Raw genomic sequence first — 22,431 nt, forward strand, 5'->3', positions numbered from 1 at the left:
AGACCGAAGATGTGTTCTCTCAATAAATAGCCCATGAGATGTAAAGCTCGAGCACAGTGGAAAAGATCTTGCCGCAACGCGAAGCCTTTGCCCTCGAGGCCTGTTTTGACCGCCTCTGGCCGCTTCACCGCAGCATCACGGGCGCCGGTGTTCGTGCCACCCTGGACATCCTGGCCGAGATCATGCCCCACGCCCGCCTCGAGGTGCCGAGCGGCACGGAGGTGCTGGACTGGACCGTGCCCAAGGAATGGGTCGCACGGCAGGCCTATCTGATCCGCCCGGACGGCCGACGCATCTGCGATATCGGGGACAACAATCTTCATCTGGTCAACTATTCGATACCCTTCCGCGGACGGCTGCGGCTCGACGAGCTGCAGGCGCATCTGCACAGCCTTCCCGAGCTGCCCGAGGCGGTTCCCTACGTCACCAGCTATTACGCGCCGCGCTGGGGCTTCTGCCTGTCGCATGCGGAGCGCGAGGCCCTGCCGGATGGCGACTACGAGATCGTGGTCGACACCGATCTCGTGGACGGCGCGCTCAGCATCGCCGAGGCCGTTCTGCCCGGGGAGGATACGGACGAGGTGCTGCTGTCGAGCTATACCTGCCACCCCTCCTTGGCCAACAACGAGCTCTGTGGACCGCTGGTTCTGAGCTTTCTGTATCGGCGCCTGGCCGCCTGGCCCAAGCGGCGGCTGACCTATCGCTTTCTGCTCTTGCCCGAGACCATCGGCAGCATCGCCTATCTGGCACTGCACGGAGGGCACCTGGTCCAAAACCTGGTCGCCGGATACGTCGTGACCTGCGTCGGCACGGCGGAGCCCTTCGTCTACAAGCGAAGCCGGCAGGGCGGCAGCCTGGCGGACCGGGCCGCGGCGGCGGTGCTGGCCGAACGCACCGGCGAGCGGCATCGGATCGCCAACTTTCGCCCCGACCGCGGGGGCGACGAGCGACAGTACAACGCGCCCGGCTTTGGCCTCCCGGTCGGCAGTCTGATGCGCAGCCCGTCCAGCAGCTACCCGGAGTATCACACCTCCCTGGACAACAAGGATCTGATCTCCTTCGAGGCGATGGAGGAGACACTCGACGTCTATGAGGCCATCTGCCGCGCGCTCGATGGCAACCGGCGCTACCTCAACCTGGCCCCCTTTGGCGAGCCACAACTGGGGCGGCGCGGGCTCTACGGCACGCTGGGGGACCGCCGGCGGCCGGTGGAGCGCAGCGCCCTGATGTGGCTCCTCAGCGACGGCGACGGTAACCACGACCTGCTCGACATCGCGGCACGCAGCGGCCTCGGTCCCGAGCTGCTGATCTCCGCGGCGGAGCGCTTGGTGGATGCCGGGCTCCTGCGGTCGCTGGCAAACGGCGAGAGTGCTCGCCTGCCGGAGCCGCCAGCCACGTTGGAAGGCCGCCGCGATGCCGCTGCCTGAGACCGGTTTTGAAGATCTTGTCGCCCATCTCCGGACGCTCGGCCTCAGGAAGGGAGACGACATCGTGGTGCACGGCCACCTCGTCGGCTTCGGCCGCATCGAGGGCGGTGCCGCGACGCTCGACCGGGCTCTGCGGGCGGTGATCGGGGAAGGGGCCACCATCGCGGTCCCGACCTATACCTTTCGCTGCGACCCCGAAGCCCCCTTCGATCCCCAGGCCACCCCATCACAGGGCATGGGCGTGTTCTCCGAGCACCTGCGCAAGCAGCCTCAGGTCCGGCGGAGCTGGTGTCCTTTGCACAGCCACGCGGCCAAGGGGCCGAAGGCGTCCTTGCTGCGCGAAGGCCTGTTCACCGCGTCCTTTGGTCCGGGCTCGGACTTCGAGGTCTTCTACGAGGCAGGCTTTCGCCTGCTGACCCTGGGCTGTGCCTTTCTCAAGGGGGCGAGCTACGTCCACCATGTCGAGGCGGTTGCGAAGGTGCCGTATCGCGAATGGCGCGAGCTGCCACGGCGCATCGTGCTCGAGGACGGCCGCCTGGCCGAGGGAGTTTGCCGATACTACCTGCGCAAGGACCGCGGCGTCGTCGAGAACTTCACCGTGGTCGGCGCCGCCCTGGAAGCTGCGGGCCAGCTTCGCCGCGCGTGCTGTCCGCTCGGCGGCTCGACCCTCTGCGACCTGACAGCGGTACATGAAACCACGCTGAAGCTGTTGCGCGCCGATCCCTATGCCGTGGTGACGTCGACACGATGAGCCCGTCACCCGACCTTCCGCTCAACCGGTTCCTGGACTTCGCCGAGAGTCACCCTCGGCATCCCGCGGTCGAGGCGGAGGGCCGGAGGGTCCACTACGGCGAACTGGCGATCTTGGTCCGCCGCCTGGCTCGGAGCTTCGCCGCCGTGAAGCCACAGCCCCGGGTTCTGATCCATCTTCCCCAAGCTCATCGGGCCTACGCCGCGATGCTGGGCGCGCTCATGGCCGGGGGCTGCTACGCGCCCAACAATCTTTCCGCCCCGCCGGCACGGCAGGCCATGACCGTGAATCTCTTCGAGCCCGATCTCGTGGTCACCGAAGCTTCCGCCTGGACCGGTTTTCCCGGCGGCTCGCCGGCCTGCCCGATCGTCGACGTCGATACCTTGACGGCACCGGCGCTGGACGCGCCCCTGGAGGCTGGGGAGCTTGCCTACGTGATGTTCACCTCGGGGTCCACCGGCCGGCCCAAGGGGGTGATGATCCCGCGTGAAGCGCTGGCGAACTACGCGGCCTGGGCTTGGCGGGCGATGGCGGTGACGCCCGAGGATCGTTGGTCCCAGCATCCCAACATCGCCTTCGACCTGAGCGTGCTCGACGTCTACGGCGCCCTGGGCGCGGGCGCGACGCTTTGCCCCTTGAGCGGCGCGCGGGACCGTTTGATGCCGGGCGATGCCGTCCGGCGCTTGGGCCTGACGCTGTGGAACTCGGTGCCAAGCGTCGTCGATCTCATGCGTCGAGGCGGCCAACTGACCACGGATAACCTTGCGTCCCTGCGTCTGATGACCTTCTGCGGCGAGCCCCTGACCCAAGACCAGCTGGAGGCGATCTTCGCGGCACGTCCCGACATGGTCGTTCACAACACCTATGGACCGACCGAGGCCACGGTCTCCTGCACGCTGCTGCGTCTCACCTCGTCGAGCTACCGGCAAGCGGTGGTGCAGAACGTCGCCCTGGGCGAAGCCATAGATGGAATGACCCTGACCCTGGCCCCAAGTCCGGCCGGCAGCGCGGGGTCCGACGAAGGGGAGATCTGGCTGTCCGGACCGCAGGTGGCGCTGGGCTACTGGCGGGACCCTAGGGCGACCGCGGCCGCCTTCGGCGAGGTCCGGCGGCAGGGGCGGGTCGAGCGGCTCTATCGGACCGGCGATCTCGGCCGCCGCTGCGACGGACAGCTCTACTTCCAGCGCCGCCTGGACCAGCAGGTAAAGGTGGCCGGTCACCGGGTCGAGCTGGGCGCGGTCGATGCGGCGCTCAGGGACTCCGGCGTGCTGGCCGCCTGCACGGTGCAGATCGACGGAGAACTGCATGCGTTCGTGGTCGATCCGGAGGACCGGGTCGAGCCGGAAGCCCTGCGCCGGGCCTTGGCCGAGCGCCTTGCGGCCTACGAAGTTCCCAAGGCCATTCATCTCGTTGATGCCTTGCCGCTGAGCGCCAACGACAAGATCGACAGCGGCGCCCTGATCGCCGCCTACCGCCGGCGGGGCCGGCCCGAGGGCCGACCCGAGGAGATACCTGTTCATGGATCTGATTGAACCTCGCAGTCTGGTCGCCGAGGCGCTGGACTGCACGCCGGATAGCCTGGAAGCCGAGGCGGCGCTGGGCCGGCACCCGAATTGGGACAGCTTCGGCCATCTCAACCTCATGATTGCGCTGGAACAGCACTACGGCGTCGCGATCACGGACGAAACGGTCGAGCGCTACGCCACGCTGGGCGCCGTCACCGCACGTTTCAACGAACTGAGGAGCCAGACATGACGGCAGAACAGGCCAGGATATCGCCGCCCGCTGGGGACGCAGGGGAGGGATTTGACAGCCGCTGGGAGTCGGCGGTCTATGGCGCCGGGCGGCACCTCAACCTCTATCCCCATTCGGCCGTCGTCTCTTTCGTCCTGCGCCAATACGCCGCGGTGCTGCAACGGGCGGAGGTTCGGATTCTCGAGGTCGGCTGCGGCGCCGGCAACAACGTCTGGTTCCTCGCTCGCGAAGGCTTCACTGCCGCCGGGATCGACGGGTCGCACACCGCCATCGACTTCGCCCGCGAGCGCTTCGCGCGGGACGGCTTGACGGCCGAGCTGGTGACCGGCGACTTTCAGAGCCTGCCCTGGGGTGACGAGAGCTTCGATTGCGTCATCGATCGCGGCTCGATCACCCACAACCGCCGGGCCGTCATCGCGCGGACCCTGGACGAGGTATCCCGTGTCCTGAAGCCCGGCGGGGGCTTTCTCTCGATGATCTACGGCACCGGGCATCCGGCGCGCCATTTCGGCAGGCCGCTCGGCGACGGCGCGTTCAGCGACTTCTCCGACGGCTACTTCGCCGACATCGCTCTGACCTTCTTTGCCCGCGACGCCGACATCGACGAGCTCTACAGGAGCCGCTTCTCGATCCAAAGCAAGGAGCTGGAGGTGATCGAGGACCATCAGCATGGCGGCGGTTGCGTCAAGGCGATGTGGCATCTCGGCTGCCGCAAGCCGCTCGCCGGATGAGCGCGGTGACGAGGCCGGCCGGCGCCGGCGAGCGCTGGGCCGTCGTTGGCGGCGGCTTCCGTGGCATCGTTGCGGCCAAGCTCCTGCGTGAGGCGGGCTGCGAGGTGACGCTGATCGAGCGCATGGGGAGCCTCGGTGGGATCCTCCACGCGGAGGAATGGCAAGGGCTCTACCTGGACAAGGGCTGCCACTACTTCGACAACGCCGACGATAGGGTGACGCGGGCGCTGCTGGAGATCCTGGAAGACAGGGTCGTGCCCGTCACCCCGCGACTGGCGACCCGCCTGAACGGCCGGATCAGTCAGGGGGTCGCCCTGGTTGATTTCTCCCGGCAGGAGGCCGACTTGCGGCGGCGCATCGCCGAGGAGTTGAAGCAGGTGGCCGGGGAGCCCGACCACGGAGCCGGCACCTTGGCGGCGGCCTTGATGCGGCGCTTTGGCGCCACGGCCGGTGCCGTGGCCTCGGCGGCGGCCCGGAAGGCCTTCGCCATCGCGCCGGAGGCCCTGGACGCTTCGGCGCTGTGGACTTCGCCCTTTGTCCGGATCAGGCCGGACGTCGACAAAGCGTCTCGAAGCCTCAAGGAGATAGCGGGGCTGGATGGACGCCTGGCGGTAAGCTCGCTCGACGACCACTTCCGTTTCGCTCCCGGAGTCACGGGCTATCGGCATCGATTCTTCTATCCCGCCGGATGCGGCCTGCGCAGCTTCTGCGATGCTGCCGCGGCGCACCTCGAAGGGCTCGGGGTCGATCTCGTCCTGGGGCGCGGCCTGGCCGGACTAGATGCCGATGCCCACGGCGTCCGCCTCGAGCTTCAGGACGGCGAGACGCTCCCGGCCGATCGCCTGCTTTGGACGCTGGACCTCGGTCCGCTCGCGGGGCTGGTTCTTGGCGAGGACCCCCTGTCGGCATTGATTCACCGGACGCCGATGGTGCTCTTCCACTTTCTCCTGCCGGCCGCGGCGCCGCCGGCCTTCACCTACTACTATGATTTCGATCCGGACAGCCTGGTCTACCGGGCATCGGCGCCAGGCTTCTATGGCCGGCAAAGCAACGCGCAGGGGCAGAGCTACCTCGCTGTCGAAGTCGTGGTGCCGCAGGACCATGCGGTCTGGCGAGATCCGGAAAGCGCCGCGCCCCGGGTTTGGAGCGAGCTTTGTGCCTCGGGCTTCACCGACGTTCCAGCACCCTTGGCGGTCAAGATCACCAAGACCCCGGTATCCTTCAAGAACCCCAGGTTGGGCTATGGCGCCGCGTTGCAGAAAACGCTGGAGCACCTTGTAGCGGCCGGCCAGGAGCGGATCTCCTGGTCGGATCCCGGCTTGATGAAAAAGAACGACATCCTCCGCGAAGTCGCTGCTTTGATCGGCGGCGGTTCATCTCCACGGCGCTTGGCCGGCTAGCGCACGTCCCGATCAGACGCGTTCGCGTCTGGCCGGGAGTCGTGCGCTGATACCTTGAGGTTAGGGCATGACATCCGGCCAGATGGATCGCAGAGCGATCCCATCTGATCGGATAATGTGCTGTATCAAACAAGAAAAATGGGGGCGCCGAAGCGCCCCCATGAGAGGTCTCTCTCAGACTGGCTTGCCGGTTTACCGGAACAGGGCCAGCACGCCCTGCTCGGACTGGCCGGCGAAGGCCAAGGCCTGGATGCCGAGCTGCTGACGGGTCTGGAGGGCCACCAGGTTGGCGCCTTCCTCGTTGAGATCCGCCAGGGTCAGCTTGCCGGCGCCCTCTTCCAGAACGTTGACGTAACGCTCCGTGAAGTCCAGACGGGTCTGGAGCAGGGCGACGTTCGAACCCAGGGTCGAGGCGTTGCCTCGAAGGGTCGTGATGTCGGCGTCGATCTCGTTCAGGGCATTGTCGATGTTTGTCGAGACCGAGAAGTTTGCCGCCGACGCCACGGTCAGCCCCGTCACCGCCGTACCCTGGTCGATGCGGATATCGACGCCGCTGATGCTCAGGCTCGAGCTAGTACTGGTGCTGAACTCGACGGTGAGCGAGTTTGCCGTGCTGTTGACCAGGTTCAGGCCCTGGAACTCGGCGTCGTTTGCCAGGTTCGTGATCTGAGTCCGCAGTTCGTTGAACTGGGTCACGATCGAGCTCAGCTGCGAGCCGGTCGCCGACTTGGCCTGGATCGCCAGACCTTTCAGCTGGCGCAGGACCGAGTCGACCGCCTCGATGGCCTCGAGGGCCGTCGAGACCGAGCTGATCGCCTGATCGATCTCGCTCTTCCGGCCTTCAAGGTCGACCGCGCGATCGCTCAGCGACTTCGACTCGAAGAACGCCGTCGCATCGTCGATCGGGCTGGCAACCTTCAGACCCGTGGACAAACGGCTCTGGGTCCGGTCGATCAGGCCGCTGGTTTCGTTGAGAGACAGCAGGTTCGTACGAATCGCTGCCGAAAGGGTGACTTCTGCCATGTTTCGTCTCCATTCTGAAGCGTGTCTGTCGAGGCCGTTCTAGCCCCGGGGCTTCTTGCCCCACCCGCTCTCTGGCAACCGGCGTGCCAAGTTCGGAAATCCCAGCGATTTGCGTAAAATTCGATGCAAGTTTTTCCTAAATTATCCAATTATTTATCATGAAATAGGAAGAATATGCCTAGCCATAGGGAATAATCTTCCGGCATGGGGCAAATATTGCCCATATATCCGTAAAGATATTACTTCACGGACTCGGGGCTATCGCGAAGGTTATAGGAGGGTGGCGGCTCAGACGAAGAGGTTCAGGACCGAGCCCGGCGCCGGCTGCTGGTCCAGGCTCAGGTTGTCGGTCAGGAACTGGGTGACGTTCTGCGAGCCCTCGAAGCCCAGCGAGATGATGCTGAGCGTCCGGCTCGCCTGCTCGCGCAGCTCGTTGATCTCGTCCAGGCGCTTCTGGCGCTCTTCGGTCTCGATGGAGTCGATCTGCCGCTGCACCTCGGCCTGCTGGCGCTGGATCGCGGTCAGGGTATTGAAGGCGTCGTCGTCGTTGATCTCCAGGACCGCGAGGGTCCCGTTCAGGGTGGTCGAGACGCCGTCGATGGCGTCCTGAACGGCCTGGATGTCGCCGGCGGTGGCGAAGCCGTTGGTGGCGATCGCCGCCAGGTCCGCCTGGACCTGCGGCTTGGTCTGCAGCAGCCCGTCGTCGACGCCGATCAGGGCGAAGGGCTGGGTCTGGAGCTTCTCGACCAGGGCCACGGCCTCGGCCAGCTTGGCGTCGAACTCGGCGAGCGTGCCGGGGTCGGTCAGGTCGCGGGCCTCGGCCAGGGCGTCGAGGATGTCGAGGGTGGTGGTGCGGTTGTTGGTGACCGTGTCGCGGTAGGTCTCGATCTCGGGCAGCCGGTTCTCCAGCTGGCTGAGCTTGACCCGCAGGGTCGCGGTCTTGCCGAGGAAGAGGTCTTCGCTCTGCAGCTCGGCAATCTGGCTGTCCAGGCGGTCCAGGACCGCGTTCTGGGCGGCGTTGAAGCTCAGCTCGAAGGCCGGGCGGGCGGCCGCCTGCGCCAGTCCGGCGAAGGACCGGGCGAAGTTGAAGCTCTGGACGCCTGCCGAGGTGATCGGAATCATGGGTCTACCTGACCTTCTCGCCTGAAGCTTTATCGAACATTCGGCTTAAGATTGGCCTAATGGCATAAGCGGCGCCTCGGCCTAGATGTACTCGAGCAGGGAGAGCGACTGCAGCCGGGCCAGGGTGGTGAAGGAGGCCTCCAGAACGAATTGGTCGTTCTGGAGCTTCAGCAGGACTTCGTTCCTGTCGATGTTCTCGATGTCGGTGATCGTGCCCTCGACGAAGGCGTCGAAGCTGGTCAGGCGCTCGCGGGTCTGGTCCAGGGTGACCCGCGCGGCGTTGACTCGGACCCGCAGACCGTCGAGGCCATCGATGCCGTCCGAGGAATCGGTTCCCAGAATGCTGTTCAGCATGTTGCGGGCCTGGACGATGACCTCGCGGGCGAAGGGGTCCCGGGAATCGGCGTTAGGCAGATTGGCGACCGCGTCCAGGGCGGTGATCAGCTGCTGGATCTCGATGGCGTCGGCGCGGGCCTCGATCTCGACCGTGGTCGAATCGTCGACCCGAGCGGCCTGCAGCGCGAAGTCGCCCTGGTAGTAGTCGAGCTTAGGATTGGCCAGCATCTGCGCCGAGTTCAGGCGGTCGACGTAGTAGTCCCAGAGCGCCGGGTCCTCGGCGACGAACTCGCTCAGAGTCGGGTTGTCGAGGTCGGCGGGCAGCGGGCCGGCCGGCGCGACGCCGTTCTTGTCGAAGTAGATCTGCTCGTAGAAGGAGCCGGCGGCGAAGGGCAGGGTGTTGCCCTGGACGTCCTCGTAGTAGGCCTCGTAGAAGGTGCTGTCGACGGTGACGGCGTCGCTCTCGATCAGGCCGACCGGCCGGTAGGCCGGCGGGTCCAGGGAGACCGGCCGGGTGTCGCTGCGGGTGCCGCCGAAGAGGTAGCGGTTGCCGTCGCGGCTGTTGAGGACGTCGAGCACCAGCTGCCGGGTGTTGGCGGCCAGGGTCGCCAGGTCGCCCTCGAAGGCGGCCGGGCTGGTCAGGGCCGAATCCAGAATGTCGCGCATGTCCCTGGCCGCGCTGTCCAGGGTCTCCAGGCCCAGGTCGACCAGCTGGATGCGCTGGTCCTGGATCTGGATGTTGGCGAGGAACTGCTCGGTGCGGGTCCGGGCGGACTCCAGCGAGATCAGCCGCGCGCTGTCCTTGGCGATTCCGGCGTAGTCCTGCGATTTCTTGTCGGTCGCGATCTGGACCTGGGCGTCGTAGGTCCGGGCCTGGACGTTGAGCACCTGCTGCAGGATCAGCTGCTGCTGGGCGAAGGGCGCGATGCGGGTCATCTCAAGGACTCCTAACGGACGGCGTCGAGCAGGGTGTCGAGCAGTTCCGACACCACCGTGGTGATCCGCGCCGAGGCGGCGTAGGTGTTCTGCAGGACCACGATGTTGGCGAGCTCCTCGTCCAGGTTGACTTGGCTGAGCGAGGCGGCCTGGTTCTCCAGCGCCAGCTGGAAGCCCTCGCCGAGGTCGAGGTCGGACTTGGCGGCGTTGGTCAGGGCGGCGCTGCCGGCGACGATGCCGGCGCCGTAGCCCTCCAGGGTGAGCTGCACGGCCGAAAGCCCGCCGGCGGCGGCGAAGGCCACGTCGCTGGTGAAGAGGCTGCCCAGGGCGGCGGCGATGTCGCCGGTACCGGCGCTGATCCCGATGTCGCCCACCGCCAGGCCGGCGGCGTCGCTCAGCTCGCCCCGGGCGAGCAGGTCCGGGTTGGCCTGGATGTCCTGGCGCAGCGCCAGCCGGCCGGCGGTGCCGGGCAGGCCGGGCCGGAGGTTCGACTGCAGGGTCAGGGGGCCGGAATCCGACAGGAAGAAGTTGTCGCCGTCGTTGTCGATGATCTGCAGGCGGAAGCCCTCGGCCTCGCGGACCACGCTGGCGGTGACGTTGGCGCCGCCCAGGGCGCCGGTGATCGCGGTCGCGATGTCGGTCAGGCTGTCGCCGGCGGCGTAGGCGACGTTGGTGGTCGCGCCGGCGATGTCGAAGGACAGGGTGCCGGCCAGACCCAGGGCCGCAGTGTCGCTGGCCAGGCGGTCGCTGGCGTAGAGGTCGTAGTCGAGTCCGTCGTCCAGCAGGTTGTTGAGGCCGAGGAAGTGGCCCAGGCCGGTGCCGCTGCTGCCGGTGGTGACCAAGCTGTCGAGCTCGTTGGTCGCGATCCGGTTGGCGCCGGTGCCGGCGATCACGACCTGGCCGCTGGCGTTGAGGCTCGCCGTGGCGTTGGCCATGGCGTCGATCTGGGTCACCAGCTGACCGATGTTGGGCGGCGCCAGGGCGGCGAGATCGATGTCCAGGGTCTCGACCACGACCCCGGCGCCGTCCAGGACGCTGACCCGGAAGTTGCCGCTCATCGCCGGGGCGTCGGTCGCGGCCAGGCTGCGCAGGCCGGTCAGGCTGGCCGGCGGCGGGTAGGCGGTGCCGTCGTTGTGCAGGGCGCTGACCTGGTCGCGCAGGACCTCGGCCAGGCGGTCGATCTGGGCCTGGAGGTCGACCAGGGAGTCGTCGCGGACCTCGAGCAGGGCGGCCAGGCGGCCCTCGCGCAGCTCGTCGGTGATGTCCAGGCTGGTGGCGCCGTAGAGCACGCCGGTCAGGCCGCTCTGGTGTGTGGTCGCGGCCGAGACCTGGGCGGCCGGGGTGTGGCTGAGCGGCACCGGCTGGTTGTCGAGCAGGGTCCGCCCGCCCCGGGTCATGATTACGACTTCGCCCGTTGTGCGCTCGAAGTACTGGATGTCGATGTCCTCGGCCAGCTCCTTTATCAGCTGGTCGCGCTGGTCCTGCAGGTCTGGGGCGGTGTCGCCGCCGGCCGTGGCGCGCTCGATCTTCTGGTTGAGCTCGGAGATGTCGCCCAGGCGCTGGTTGATCCGGTCGACGGTGCGGCCGATCTCCCGGTCGGCCTCGCTGCGCATCTGCTGCAGATTGTCGGTCAGCAGGTTGAGCTGTCCGGCGGTCCGCTGCGCCTCCAGCACGGCGGCGCTGCGGGTCGCCGGGCTGTCCGGAGTCACCGCCAGGGCGTCGAAGGCGGAGCCCAGCTCGGATAGTCGGTGGCTGATCGAGGAGTTGCTGTCCAGGGTGCCGAAGAGGCCCTGGGTCCGGGTCATGTAGTCCTCCTTGACCCGGTGGCCGCCGAGCTGGGAGATGTGCTCGCGCAGCTCGCGGACCAGGGCGTCGTTCACCGTCCGCGAGACGTCGCCCAGCCGGACCCCCGAGGAACGGCCGTCGAGGACCTGGTTGTTCAGGGCCACCGTCTTGCGGCTGTAGCCCGGCGTGTTGACGTTGGCGATGTTGCCCGAGGTGATCTGGAACTGCGCCTGCACCGCGTTGAGGGAGGAGACGGCGGAGAGCAGGCTGGCGGTCAGGGACATGGCGGTTCTCCCGGCCCGAGGGGCTCAGCCGCGCGGCCCTAGAGGACCTGGTCCAGGGAGACCGCGACCGGGGCCTTGTCGGCCTCGGCCTCGACCGCCCGGCCGTCGGCGTGATAGCAGGCCGAACGCGGGCGCTGCTCCTGCACGGCGCGGGCGATGCCGGACATCAGCCGGGTGTGGGCTTCGATCCCGGCGCGCAGGGCGACGGCGTTGGCCTCGGTGGCGCGGGCCAGGCGCTCGGCGGCGGCGCGCAGGGCGGCCCGCCGGGCTTCGCCCATCTCGGCCACCGCCTCGGGGCGCTCGCCGAGGCCCCGGAGCAGGGTCTCGTAGTCGGCCGCCAGGGCTTTCTTGTCCGCCTGCAGGCGCTCGACCTGGGCGATCTCGAAGGCCTGGAGCAGGCCGACCTCGGCCTCGATCACCTCGGAGAGGCGTCCGGCCGCGTCGGTCATCCGCTCGGCGAGCTCCGCGGGCGTGAGCTCAGGACGGCCGCCGGTCTCGGCGGCGGCGTTCCGGGTCTGGGGGGCGCCTTGGGTCATGGCGACAGAGCCTCCTGAAGAGCTAGAATTTCGCGTTGCACCTGGTCGGCGATGCCGATCCCGCCGGAGGCGGCGATCGACTTGCCGTACTCCTCGACGAGGAGCGAGCGGTAGATGTCCTCGCTGGGGCCGCCGCCGAAGAGGGCGTCGGTCTTGAGGGTGGCGAAGATCGGCGCCAGCATCTGGGATAGGAAGACGGACTCGAAGTCCTCGGCGGCGCGGCGCAGCGCTTCGGGATCGCGGCTGCGGGCCAGAGCCTCGGTATCCAGGCCGGCGGTGCCGCGATGGCGGATCGCCTCCAGGCCGGGCAGGGTCAAGTCCGGCGCCATCACATCACCTCGATCTCGGCCTGCAGGGCGCCGGCCGCCTTGATGGTCTGCAGGATGCTGATCATGTCGCGCGGGCCGATGCCGAGGGCGTTCAGGCCGTCGACGAGCTGCTGCAGGCTGACCCCGTTGCCCTCGACCACCGCCAGACGGTTGCCGCTCTGGTCGTCGACCTGGACCTGGGTGCGCGGCACGACCTCGGTCTCGCCGGCTTCGGCGAAAGGACCGGGCTGGCTGACCTGCGGGGTCTCGGTGATGCGGATGGTCAGATTGCCCTGGGCGATCGCAACGGTGGAGATCCGCACGTTCTGGCCCATGACGATGACCCCGGAGCGCTCGTCGATGACCACCTTGGCGATCTGGTCGGCCTTGACCGGCAGTTGCTCGATGTCGCTCAAGAGGGCGACGGCGCGGCCACGGTAGGCCTCGGGGATCGACAGGGTCACGGTGCCCGGATCGGCGACCTCGGCGCTGGCGTCCTCGACCTTGCGCTGCTCGCGCAGGAAGCCGTTGATCGCCCCGGCGATCCGGCCGGCGGTCGAGAGGTCCGGGTTGCGCAGCGACAGCTTGACCTGCTGGAGTTCGTTGAGCGCGAAGGGCACCTCGCGCTCGATGATCGCGCCGTTGGGGATCCGCCCGGTGGTCGGCACGCCGCGGGTGACGGTCTCGGCCTCGCCCCCGGCCGCGAAGCCGCCGACCGCAACCGGGCCCTGGGCGACGGCGTAGACCTCGCCGTCGGCGCCCAGCAGCGGGGTGACCAGGAGGTTGCCGCCGAGCAGGCTCTCGGAATCGCCGAGCGCCGAGATGGTCACGTCGATGCGGGTACCGTGGCGGCCGAAGGCGGGGAAGTTGGCGGTCACCATGACCGCGGCGACGTTGTCGGTCTCCAGGTCGTCATCGCGGGCGTTGACGCCGAGGCGCTGCAGCATGCCGATCAGGCTCTCGCGGGTGAAGACCGCCTTGTCGAGATCGTCGCCGGTGCCGTTCAGGCCGACCACCAGTCCGTAGCCGACGAGCTGGTTGTCGCGCACGCCCTCGATGTCGACGATGTCCTTGATCCGCGACTGCGCCGCCAGCGGACCCGCGCCGACCAGCAGGCCGAGCAGCAGCGCCGTCGCCATGAGGGCGTTCCCCCTGATGTTCTCCATCCTGGCCAAGCCGAGGTCTCCTTTCTGGTTCGGGGCCGGCGCACGGCCGGCTTCGACTGGATCCGGGGACCTCAATGCGAGCGGCATGCCACCCGTACGGTAGGAAAAGTTGACCGAGATTCAGATGCTTGGGCGGCGTCCGGCGAGACAGCTCCGGGGCGCGGGCAAGAACTGCCGGGGCGCGGCGGCAGATGCTGCCGGGCCGGTGGCGGCCCTGGCCTTGGGTTTACGCCTTATTAAGCGGAAGCAACGACTTTAGGCGTAGGTCATTTGAGGCAGGCAAAATGAAGGTCGACAAGCTCTCCTCGCTCCGGGCCACGGCCCCCAAGCGGCAGGCCCGCAAGGCGGACTCGCCGGCCGGCGACTTCGCCGCGGTTCTGGCGGGCGCGGGCGAGGCCGGCGCGCCCGGCGCCGCGCCGGCGGTGCCGCCGAGCGATGCGCTGCTGTCCCTGCAGGAGGTCCCCGACGCCGTCGCCCGCCACGCTCGGGCCCGCCGCCATGGCGAGGACCTGCTGGATCGCCTCGACGAGCTGCGCCTGAGCCTGCTCCTCGGGCGCCTGTCGCCCGAGCGCATCGAGGCCCTGGCCCGCGCCACGGCAGCCCAGCGGGAGCAGGTGAGCGATCCCAGGCTGGCCGAAATCCTGGACGAAATCGAGCTCCGGGCGGCCGTGGAACTGGCCAAATTGGGCCGCTGACGGGCCTGGCCGGCAAGGCCGAGAAGATTTCGGTTGAATCTCAAAGCCGAGGGCGGTAGCCACCTGCCACCAGAGACCTGCGAACTCCTTAATCAAAGGTAGGTCAACCGACAGGAGACGGGTGCTTCACAGGTGGGAAGGAATATGAAGGAATTGCTGCTTGAAGGCTATCGTCCGTCAGAAGACGAGCCCTTTATGAACAACTCGATGCAGGCGTACTTCCGCCAAAAGCTGCTGACCTGGCGTTCCGAGATCCTCCGGGAGTCCAACGAGACGATCCATCATCTGCAGGAAACCAGCACGCACGAGCCGGATCTGGCCGACCGGGCCTCGCTCGAGACCGACCGCTCCCTGGAGCTGCGGACCCGGGACCGGCAGCGCAAGCTGATCGCCAAGATCGACGCCGCGCTGGAGCGCCTCGAGGAAGGAACCTACGGCTACTGCGAAGAAACCGCCGAGCCGATCAGCCTGAAGCGGCTGGAGGCCAGGCCGATCGCGACCCTGTCGCTGGAAGCGCAGGAACGGCACGAACGCATGGAGCGGACCCACCGCGACGACTGAGCGTGGAGCTGTCCGTCCCGGCGGAGACCCCGGGTCGCAGACGTCAAAAAGGGGCCCCGGCGCAGGACGCCAGGGCCCCTTTCTTCTCCCTCGTCAAACGATCAGAAGGGCCAGAGTATGTCGAAGATCTGCTGGCCGTAGCGCGGTTGCTGCAGGTCCGAAAGCTGCCCCCGGCCGCCATAGGCGATGCGCGCCTCGGCGATCTTGTCGAAGGGGATGGTGTTGTCGGAGCGGATGTCCTCGGGACGGACGATTCCGGCCATCTGGATCTGACGGACCTCGTAGTTGACCCGCACCTCCTGGCGCCCGCCGATGACCAGGTTCCCGTTCGGCAGGACCTGGGTCACGATGGCGGCGAGATCGAACTCGATGTCCTCCTGGCGCTGGACCGCGCCGCTGCCGGACGAGTTGGAATCGCTGTCCAGGTTGACCAGGTTGTCCGGATCCACCGCGTCCGGGAAGATGTCGGACAGCAGGGTCTCGTAGCCGAGGAAGGCCGAGAGCGCCGCGCCTTCCCCCGCCTCCCGCGAGCGGGTGGTCGAGTTGTTGAGCGAGGCGCTGTCGTCGATCTCGATGTTGACGGTCAGGATGTCGCCGACCTGGTTGGCGCGCTGGTCCTTGAAGAAGGCGCGCGAGCCCGGCCGCCACAGCGAGTTCGGATGATGGACCGCCTCGACCGGCGCCGGCATGGGCATCCGCACCGGCTGGTCGCCGTGCAGCGACGACGGGCTGCGGATCGAGGTCAGGGCCGGCTCGGACCCGACCTCCGACAGGCGGGTGAAGAGGTTGCAGCCCGACAGGGCGCTGACCATCGCCAGCGCGGCCAGAGCTCGACGGGTTCCGGGGCCGAAGAGTCGCAGTTTCATCGCAAAGCCTCCCGCTGCGGGCCGCCGGCCTGGCGGTCGGCGACCACGACGCTGTTGGGCCCGGAGATCCGGGCGTAGATGAGGGTGTTGGACTTGGTGTTGACGACCCGGACGACCTCGCCCAGGCCGCCGCTGTCGAGCGCGCGGCCCTGCAGGGTGAGGCGCAGGTTGGCCGTCTCGAGGCGTAGGGTGACCAGGCTGTTCTTTGCCACGACCACGGGCGCCTGCAGGTCGGTCTCGCGGAGCTGTCTCCCGGGGCGCCGCGTGCGGCGCAGGCTCTTGCCGACGATCTCGGCCGGGTCGGTGACCGTGCCGCGGCCGAGCCGGGCGAGGGGGATCCGTAACCAGTCCAGGTCCTCCGGCGCGATGACCTGGTCCCGCGCCAGGCGATGGCGGAGGACCGGAACCTCGGTCATCCGCAGCGCCCGGCCGCGCACCACCGCCTGGGCGGCCTCGGTTCCGGCGCCGGCGACGACCTTGGCGGCCAGGCGCTCGCTGCGCGGGTCGTAGGACAGCGACGCGACCGCGATCTCCCGCGGGCCGTCGACCGGTAGATGTAGAGCGAGGCCGGGGTTGTCGAGGACCACGTCGAGGTCGCCGCCGATCCCCTCCCGCTCCAGGGCACCGCGGATGGCGTCGGCGATCTCGCGCTGCCCGACGACCTGGCTGGCCCGGCGGACCAGGGCCGAGACACCGCCGGCGGCGGGCCGCCAGGCCAGGTTGTGGGCCCGGGCGAGGCGCCGCAGCCACTGGCCGCTCAGGCGAAGCTGGCGGCCGGGGGAGGGGGCCCGGGCGACGGCGATCTCGGCCCGGGCGTCCAGGCCGTCGAAGAGGTCGCCCAGCCGCAGCACCGCGGCCTCGACGGTGATCTCGGGGCGCAGGTTGACCGGCTGGGCCGGCCCGCGGGTCTCCGCGGCGGCCGGGGCGGTGCCGGCAAGCGCCGCCAGCATCAGAAGGCTCGTAAGGATTCTAGTCACCGCGGCTCTCCCGCTCAGCGAAGCTGCGTCGTGTTGGCCATCATCTCGTCGCTGGCCTGGATCACCTTGGAGTTCATCTCGTAGGCCCGCTGGGCCGCGATCAGGTTGGTGATCTCGTTGACCACGTTGACGTTGGAGGTCTCCAGCGCGCCCTGCTTCAAGGTGCCGAAGCCGGTCGCCCCCGGGTTGCCGATCGTGGCGCTGCCCGACGCGGCGGTCTCGAGGAAAAGGTTGTCGCCCAGGGCCTCGAGACCGGCATCGTTGGGGAAGGTCGCCAGCTCGATCTGGCCGACCTGCTGCTCCGTGGTGCTGCCGCCGAGGCGGGCCGAGACCAGGCCGTTGGCATTGATAGTCACCGAGACCGCGTCCGAGGGGATCGTCGCCCCGGGCTGGATGATGTAGCCGTCGGCGGTCACCAGCTCGCCGTCGGGGCTGATCTGGAAGGAGCCGGCGCGGGTGTAGCCGGTGTCCCCGGAGGGCAGCTCGACCGTGAAGTAGCCGCGGCCGTTGATCGCCAGGTCGAAGGGGTTCTCCGTGATCGTCAGGTTGCCCTGCTCGACGATGCGGTAGACCGCCGCCGGCTGGACCCCGAGGCCGAGCTGGATGCCCGAGGGCACCACGGTCCCGGCGTCCGAGGATTCGGAGCCGACCCGGCGCAGGTCCTGGTAGAGCAGGTCCTGGAACTCCGCCCTTTGCCGCTTGTAGCCGGTGGTCGTCATGTTGGCGATGTTGTTGGAGATGACCTCCACGTTCAGTTGCTGGGCCAGCATGCCGGTCGCGGCGATATCGAGGGATTTCATGGCTCATGTCCTCCTGGTGGCGTCTGCCTGGTGGCGTCTGCGGCCTTGCGGCTAGTTGTTCTTAATCAATGACTGGATCGCGCGGCGCTGGCGCTCGTGCTCCTGCTCGGAGAGGCGCTGTGCGGCCTGATAGCTTCGCAGGGTGTCGATCATCCGGGTCATCTCGCCGACGCCTTGGACGTTCGAGGCCTCCAGCATGCCCTGGACCACCTCGGCGCCGACCGCGGCGACCGCCGTCGCCTCGCCGGCGTCGTAGGCGTTGCCCTTGACCCGCTGCAGCAGCTGCTCGTCGTCGAAGGTCACGACGTCGAGCCGGCCGAGCTCGCCCTGTTCGGTCGAGACCGTGCCGTCGGCGGCGATCTGGATGTCGGTGGCGTCGATCGGCACGACGACGGGACCGCCGCCGGCCAGCACCGGGTCGCCGGCCGCCGTGGTCACCTGGCCCTGGGGGTCGAGCTTGAAGTGGCCGTCCCGGGTGTAGCGCGGCCCCTGAGGGGTATCGATGACGAAGTAGCCGGGGCCGTCGATCGCGACGTCGAGGGCCGCGCCGGTGCTCGCCATCGGGCCGATCGAAAGGTCGCGCAGCTGCGCCGGGTCGCGGACGAAGCTGACGGCCTCGCGCCCATCGCCGCGGCCGGCCAGGAACTCCCGGAACAGCAGTTGCTCGCCGCGGTAGGCGGTGGTGTTCATGTTCGCCAGGTTGTTGGCGATCATCTCCATCTGGCGGCGCAGCGTCACCTGGCGCGAGAGGGCGACATAGCCGGGATTGTCCATCTCTGATCACCTTCTGCAGTGGTCCGTTCTCGGAGCGCGGCTTCGCCTGCCGACGCCGGTCTTCGGGTGCAGCCCCGTGCATCCGCCGTGCCAGGTCGGAGACTCGCGCAATTTCAGGTGGTTAGAAGAAAGCGCCCGCTGCCGGCGCGGCGCAGGGCCGGTCTGGAGGCAGGCCTTGCCTAGCACTTATTGCCGAGGCTCGGACTCAACCTCTTGTTAAGGTGCCCAACCTATTCTTCCAAAAGAATTAGTCATAATTGCAGCATGCGGGGTTAGGACATATGGCCGAAGACGCGGCGACGGCGGGCGAAGCCGAAATCGCGATGGAGGAGAAGAAGGGCGGGATGTCGGGCAAGAAGCTCGTGCTCTTCATCGTCCTGCCTCTGCTCCTCGTCTCCGGCGGCGGGGCCGCCGCCTTCTTCCTCGGCGCCCTGGACGGGCTGCTCGGCAAGGGCGCGCCGCCGCCCGAGGTCGCCGCCGTCGACCCCGCGGCGGCTCCGGCGGCCGGTGAGGGGGTCTTCTTCGACCTGCAGGAGATGCTGGTCAACCTCAACACCGGCGGGCGCAAGACCCACTACCTGAAGATCTCGGTCAGCCTCGAGGTCGGCTCGGAGGAGGACGTCCTCCAACTGCAGCGGGTCATGCCGCGCATCGTCGACAGCTTCCAGGTCTACCTGCGCGAGCTGCGCATCGAGGACCTGCACGGCTCGGCGGGCCTGCAGCGCCTGCGCGAGGAGCTGCTGCTGCGGGTCAACTCGGCGGCCCAGCCGACCGTGGTCCGCGACGTGCTGTTCCGGGAAATGCTGGTGCAATAGGCGATGGCTGACGACGAAGAGATCCAGACCGAGGCCGCCGCGGGGGAGGGCGCCGGTGACCAGGACGCCCTGATGGCCGAATGGGAAGCCATGGCCGAGGGCGAGGGGGCGGGCGAGGACGGCTCCGCGCGGGTCCTGGACCAGAGCGAGATCGACAGCCTGCTGGGCCTCGAAGACGACGCGGCTGGGGCCGGCGACCGCTCGGGCGTCTTCGCCATCATCAACTCGGCCCTGGTGTCTTACGAGCGCCTGCCGATGCTCGAGGTGGTCTTCGACCGCCTGGTCCGGATGATGTCGACCTCGCTGCGCAACTTCACCTCCGACAATGTCGAGGTCAGCCTGGACACCATCACCTCGATCCGCTTCGGCGACTATCTGAATTCGATCCCTTTGCCGGCCATGCTGACCCTTTTCAAGGCCGAGGAATGGGACAACTACGGCCTGCTGACCGTGGACAGCGCCCTGATCTACTCCATCGTCGACGTCCTGCTCGGCGGCCGCCGCGGCACCGCTGCGATGCGCATCGAGGGCCGGCCCTACACCACGATCGAGCGCAACCTGGTCGAGCGCATGGTGACGGTGGTGCTCAACGACCTCTCGGCCGCCTTCGACCCGCTGTCGCCGGTGACCTTCCGCTTCGAGCGCCTGGAGATCAATCCGCGCTTTGCCGCCATTGCCCGGCCGGCCAACGCCGCCATCGTCGCCAAGCTGCGGGTCGACATGGAGGACCGCGGCGGCCGCATCGAGTTGCTGCTGCCCTATGCCACCCTGGAGCCGGTGCGCGAGCTGCTGCTGCAGATGTTCATGGGCGAGAAGTTCGGCCGGGACTCGATCTGGGAAGGCCATCTCACCTCCGAGCTCTGGCAGACCGAAGTGGAGATCGAGGCGGTGCTGGACGAGTTCGAGCTCAAGCTGGGCGACGTGATGAACTGGCAGGTCGGCAGCCAGCTCGAGCTCAACTGCGCGCCCAGCTCGAAGGTCGGGCTGCGCAGCGGCGAGGTCACGATGGCGCTGGGCAACATGGGCCGCAAAGGCGGCCACATCGCGGTCCAGATCACCGACAAGCTGGTGCGGGAGGGCGACATCGCATGAGCCTGTCCCTTATCATCGACGCCGTCGTCATCCTGCTGCTGCTGGCGACCATCGGCTACGCCGCGGTGTTGAACCGCCGGCTGATCCGCCTGCGCAGCGCCAAGGACGATATGGCGGCGCTGCTCAAGGAGTTCGGCGAAGCGGGCGCGAAGGCGCAGCAGGCGCTGGCCGCCCTGCATGGCGAGGGCCAGGCCACGGCCGAGAAGCTGGACGGCCTGCTCGAGCGGGCCAGGTCTCTGAGCGACGACCTGGTGTTCCTGATCGACCGCGGCGACCGACTGGCGGATTCCCTGGCGGCCTCCGAGGCCGGCACCGCGGGCCGCAAGCCGGCGGCGAAGCGGCCGACCCGGCCGGCGCCGGTGGTCGTTGCCGGAACCGAGCCGGCGCGCGACGACAAGGCCGGCGGGTCCGCGGCGGCGCTCTTCAAGTCCCTGCAGGGCATGCGTTAGAACCCCCGGGGAGGACGGCAGCATGAATCTCAGGCTCTTACCCCTGCTCATCGTCGCCGCGATGGTGATGCTGGGTGTGCGTGCCGGCGATCTCTGGCAAGGCCTCGCCCAGGCCGCAACCGCCGAGACCGCCGAAACTCAGGTCGCGCCGCCGCCGCCCGACACCCAGCCTGCGGCCGCCGGCGCCGAGCCGGCTCCCGCGGAGGTCCGGCCGGTCGACCCCTTCTCGCTGACCGACAGCGAGATCGAGCTCCTGCAGAAGCTCTCGGCACGCCGGGAAGCGCTGGAGCAGCGCAGCCTGGAGCTGGAGCAGCGCGCGGTCCTGCTGAGCGCGGCCGAGGCCCGGATCGAGGAACGCATCCAGGAACTCAAGGCGCTGCAGGCCAACATCGAAGGCATGATCGAGCAGCGCGACGAGAAGCAGGAGGCCCAGCTGCGCAGCCTGGTCAAGATCTACGAGAGCATGAAGCCCAAGGAGGCGGCGCGGATCTTCGAGGAGCTCGACATGACCGTCCTGCTCGAAGTCATCGACCGGATGAAAGAGCGCAAGTCGGCGCCGATCCTGGCCAAGATGAACCCCGACAAGGCCAAGGAGGTCACGGTCGAGCTCGCGGACAAGCACAAGCTGCCCCTGCGCCGCAACTGAGGCGGCCGGCAGGGCCCGGGCGAACCTCGGTTTTCCCAGGATTCACGCGGAATTAACCGCATCCCGCTAGTTTGGGATCGCGCCTTTGGTCTTACCCCAAAGGATCAGATCACACTGCGACGCGGGGAAGCCGAATGTCGACCGTCGACAAGAACATGCCCATCCTGATCGTGGATGACTACAAGACCATGCTGAGGATCATCCGGAACCTGCTGAAGCAGCTCGGCTTCAACAACGTCGACGAGGCGACCGACGGCAGCGCGGCGCTCCAGAAGATGCGCGACCGCTCCTATGGCCTGGTCATCTCCGACTGGAACATGGAGCCGATGAGCGGTCTGCAGCTCCTGCAGGAGGTGCGCGCCGACGCCCAGCTGCAGACCGTGCCCTTCATCATGGTGACCGCCGAGAGCAAGAGCGAGAACGTCGTCGCGGCCAAGCAGGCCGGCGTGACCAACTACATCGTCAAGCCGTTCAACGCCGCGACCCTGAAGACCAAGCTGACCACAGCCATCGGCGAATTCTGAGGCGCGTTCCGCGATGACCGCCGCGTCGCAGAGGGCGGACCTGGACGCGCGCCTGGCCGCCCTGTCCCGGTCCCAAGTCAAGCTCGATCCGAAGGACCTGGTCGAGGTGGTCGAGTCGATCATGACCACGATGGAGGGCGACGTCACCTCGGTGAACGTGCGCTTCTACGCCGAGATCGAGGCGCTGGCCCGCTACATCCACGAGACCAAGGCCGAGATCGCCTCCCTGCGCCCGGACGAGATCACCGATACCCATCTGCCGACCGCGACCGACGAACTCGAAGCGGTGGTCGGCGCCACCGAGACGGCGACCGAGGCGATCTTCGAGGCAGTCGAGAAGATCGAGGAGTTGACCGCCGGCATGGACCAAGAGGTCTCGGCCAAGGTCGTCGAGGCCGTGACCATGGTCTACGAGGCCTGCAGCTTCCAGGACATCACCGGGCAGCGCATCACCAAGGTGGTCAAGGCCCTGAAGCACATCGAGGCCAAGGTGGAGGCGCTCCTGGAGGCCTTCGGCAGTGAGCTGAAGCGCGACGGGCGGGCCGCGGCGCCGGCTGTCGGGCCGGTCGATCGGCGGCCCGACGGGGCGCTGATGAACGGTCCGCAGCTGCCCGAGGACGCCAAGAGTCAGGACGACATCGACGCGCTTCTGGCCAGCCTCGATTGAGGTCG

25 protein-coding genes are annotated in these 22,431 nt (G+C 68.1%); 14 read left to right on the top strand and 11 right to left on the bottom strand.

Annotated features, from left to right (window positions below; translation table 11 throughout):
- Positions 1–68: 68 nt before the first annotated feature.
- The 6 genes from QNJ30_11675 to QNJ30_11700 are packed head-to-tail and all read left to right on the top strand — an operon-like array spanning position 69 to position 6,064.
- Entirely contained in the window at positions 69–1,427 is a 1,359-nt protein-coding gene (locus QNJ30_11675; protein ID MDJ0944120.1) for a DUF4910 domain-containing protein, read from the top strand.
- Positions 1,414–2,178 carry an AAC(3) family N-acetyltransferase gene (locus QNJ30_11680; GenBank protein ID MDJ0944121.1) on the top strand — a complete coding sequence of 255 codons (765 nt, stop codon included), beginning with the start codon at positions 1,414–1,416 and terminating at the stop codon, positions 2,176–2,178. The genes QNJ30_11675 and QNJ30_11680 overlap by 14 nt, the downstream gene beginning before the upstream one ends.
- Positions 2,175–3,710 carry an amino acid adenylation domain-containing protein gene (locus QNJ30_11685; GenBank protein MDJ0944122.1) on the top strand — a complete coding sequence of 512 codons (1,536 nt, stop codon included), beginning with the start codon at positions 2,175–2,177 and terminating at the stop codon, positions 3,708–3,710. Before QNJ30_11680 ends, QNJ30_11685 begins: the two co-directional genes overlap by 4 nt.
- Entirely contained in the window at positions 3,697–3,933 is a 237-nt protein-coding gene (locus QNJ30_11690) for an acyl carrier protein (GenBank protein ID MDJ0944123.1), read from the top strand. Before QNJ30_11685 ends, QNJ30_11690 begins: the two co-directional genes overlap by 14 nt.
- Positions 3,930–4,664: a class I SAM-dependent methyltransferase gene (locus QNJ30_11695; protein ID MDJ0944124.1), complete on the top strand. Its 735-nt coding sequence runs from the start codon at positions 3,930–3,932 to the stop codon at positions 4,662–4,664. The genes QNJ30_11690 and QNJ30_11695 overlap by 4 nt, the downstream gene beginning before the upstream one ends.
- A gap of 5 nt (positions 4,665–4,669) precedes the next feature.
- Positions 4,670–6,064 (top strand): FAD-dependent oxidoreductase, encoded by a 1,395-nt coding sequence (locus QNJ30_11700; protein ID MDJ0944125.1) that lies wholly within the window; start codon positions 4,670–4,672, stop codon positions 6,062–6,064.
- Positions 6,065–6,256: 192 nt separating this feature from the next.
- Here the strand turns inward: QNJ30_11700 and QNJ30_11705 are convergent, their stop codons facing one another.
- The 7 genes from QNJ30_11705 to QNJ30_11735 all read right to left on the bottom strand — a co-directional run bounded on the left by QNJ30_11705 (position 6,257) and on the right by QNJ30_11735 (position 13,560).
- Complete coding sequence (locus QNJ30_11705) at positions 6,257–7,087, bottom strand: flagellin (protein MDJ0944126.1); 831 nt, start codon at positions 7,085–7,087, stop codon at positions 6,257–6,259.
- A 288-nt stretch (positions 7,088–7,375) separates the two neighbouring features.
- On the bottom strand, positions 7,376–8,209 hold the full coding sequence (locus tag QNJ30_11710; GenBank protein MDJ0944127.1) for a hypothetical protein: 834 nt from the start codon (positions 8,207–8,209) through the stop codon (positions 7,376–7,378).
- 81 nt (positions 8,210–8,290) lie between these two features.
- On the bottom strand, positions 8,291–9,481 hold the full coding sequence (locus tag QNJ30_11715) for a hypothetical protein (GenBank protein ID MDJ0944128.1): 1,191 nt from the start codon (positions 9,479–9,481) through the stop codon (positions 8,291–8,293).
- Between the two features lie 11 nt (positions 9,482–9,492).
- Positions 9,493–11,550 carry a flagellar hook-associated protein FlgK gene (gene flgK, locus QNJ30_11720; GenBank protein ID MDJ0944129.1) on the bottom strand — a complete coding sequence of 686 codons (2,058 nt, stop codon included), beginning with the start codon at positions 11,548–11,550 and terminating at the stop codon, positions 9,493–9,495.
- Positions 11,551–11,588: 38 nt separating this feature from the next.
- The gene (locus QNJ30_11725) at positions 11,589–12,086 is read right to left on the bottom strand and encodes a hypothetical protein (protein MDJ0944130.1); all 498 of its coding nucleotides are present in this window, start codon (positions 12,084–12,086) and stop codon (positions 11,589–11,591) included.
- Positions 12,083–12,415 carry a rod-binding protein gene (locus tag QNJ30_11730; protein MDJ0944131.1) on the bottom strand — a complete coding sequence of 111 codons (333 nt, stop codon included), beginning with the start codon at positions 12,413–12,415 and terminating at the stop codon, positions 12,083–12,085. Before QNJ30_11730 ends, QNJ30_11725 begins: the two co-directional genes overlap by 4 nt.
- Complete coding sequence (locus tag QNJ30_11735; protein MDJ0944132.1) at positions 12,415–13,560, bottom strand: flagellar basal body P-ring protein FlgI; 1,146 nt, start codon at positions 13,558–13,560, stop codon at positions 12,415–12,417. The genes QNJ30_11730 and QNJ30_11735 overlap by 1 nt, the downstream gene beginning before the upstream one ends.
- A 284-nt stretch (positions 13,561–13,844) precedes the next feature.
- On the opposite strand from QNJ30_11735, the gene QNJ30_11740 reads away from it, so the two are divergent.
- Both QNJ30_11740 and dksA read left to right on the top strand, forming a co-directional pair.
- Positions 13,845–14,255 carry a flagellar assembly protein FliX gene (locus QNJ30_11740; protein MDJ0944133.1) on the top strand — a complete coding sequence of 137 codons (411 nt, stop codon included), beginning with the start codon at positions 13,845–13,847 and terminating at the stop codon, positions 14,253–14,255.
- Positions 14,256–14,399: 144 nt separating this feature from the next.
- Entirely contained in the window at positions 14,400–14,816 is a 417-nt protein-coding gene (gene dksA / locus QNJ30_11745; protein MDJ0944134.1) for an RNA polymerase-binding protein DksA, read from the top strand.
- A 101-nt stretch (positions 14,817–14,917) separates the two neighbouring features.
- On the opposite strand, the gene flgH is transcribed toward dksA, so the two are convergent.
- Genes flgH through flgF form a run of 4 tightly spaced genes read right to left on the bottom strand, consistent with a single transcriptional unit; the run spans position 14,918 to position 18,233 of the window.
- Positions 14,918–15,682, bottom strand: a complete 765-nt coding sequence (flgH, locus tag QNJ30_11750) for a flagellar basal body L-ring protein FlgH (protein MDJ0944135.1) — start codon at positions 15,680–15,682, stop codon at positions 14,918–14,920.
- Complete coding sequence (gene flgA / locus QNJ30_11755) at positions 15,679–16,659, bottom strand: flagellar basal body P-ring formation chaperone FlgA (protein ID MDJ0944136.1); 981 nt, start codon at positions 16,657–16,659, stop codon at positions 15,679–15,681. The genes flgH and flgA overlap by 4 nt, the downstream gene beginning before the upstream one ends.
- A 14-nt stretch (positions 16,660–16,673) precedes the next feature.
- Entirely contained in the window at positions 16,674–17,459 is a 786-nt protein-coding gene (flgG, locus tag QNJ30_11760) for a flagellar basal-body rod protein FlgG (GenBank protein ID MDJ0944137.1), read from the bottom strand.
- A 51-nt stretch (positions 17,460–17,510) separates the two neighbouring features.
- Positions 17,511–18,233, bottom strand: a complete 723-nt coding sequence (gene flgF, locus QNJ30_11765) for a flagellar basal-body rod protein FlgF (protein MDJ0944138.1) — start codon at positions 18,231–18,233, stop codon at positions 17,511–17,513.
- 281 nt (positions 18,234–18,514) lie between these two features.
- On the opposite strand from flgF, the gene QNJ30_11770 reads away from it, so the two are divergent.
- The 6 genes from QNJ30_11770 (at position 18,515) to QNJ30_11795 (ending at position 22,426) form a co-directional block, all read left to right on the top strand.
- Entirely contained in the window at positions 18,515–19,048 is a 534-nt protein-coding gene (locus QNJ30_11770) for a flagellar basal body-associated FliL family protein (protein MDJ0944139.1), read from the top strand.
- A gap of 3 nt (positions 19,049–19,051) precedes the next feature.
- Positions 19,052–20,140: a flagellar motor switch protein FliM gene (gene fliM, locus QNJ30_11775; protein MDJ0944140.1), complete on the top strand. Its 1,089-nt coding sequence runs from the start codon at positions 19,052–19,054 to the stop codon at positions 20,138–20,140.
- Complete coding sequence (locus tag QNJ30_11780) at positions 20,137–20,589, top strand: DUF6468 domain-containing protein (GenBank protein MDJ0944141.1); 453 nt, start codon at positions 20,137–20,139, stop codon at positions 20,587–20,589. Before fliM ends, QNJ30_11780 begins: the two co-directional genes overlap by 4 nt.
- Before the next feature lie 22 nt (positions 20,590–20,611).
- Positions 20,612–21,235, top strand: coding sequence for a hypothetical protein (locus QNJ30_11785; protein ID MDJ0944142.1), 624 nt, complete (start codon positions 20,612–20,614; stop codon positions 21,233–21,235).
- Positions 21,236–21,369: 134 nt separating this feature from the next.
- Positions 21,370–21,759: a response regulator gene (locus QNJ30_11790; protein MDJ0944143.1), complete on the top strand. Its 390-nt coding sequence runs from the start codon at positions 21,370–21,372 to the stop codon at positions 21,757–21,759.
- A 13-nt stretch (positions 21,760–21,772) separates the two neighbouring features.
- Positions 21,773–22,426: a protein phosphatase CheZ gene (locus QNJ30_11795; protein ID MDJ0944144.1), complete on the top strand. Its 654-nt coding sequence runs from the start codon at positions 21,773–21,775 to the stop codon at positions 22,424–22,426.
- Positions 22,427–22,431 lie beyond the last annotated feature (5 nt).

Source organism: Kiloniellales bacterium (genome assembly GCA_030066685.1).
GTDB lineage: Bacteria > Pseudomonadota > Alphaproteobacteria > Kiloniellales > JAKSBE01 > JAKSBE01.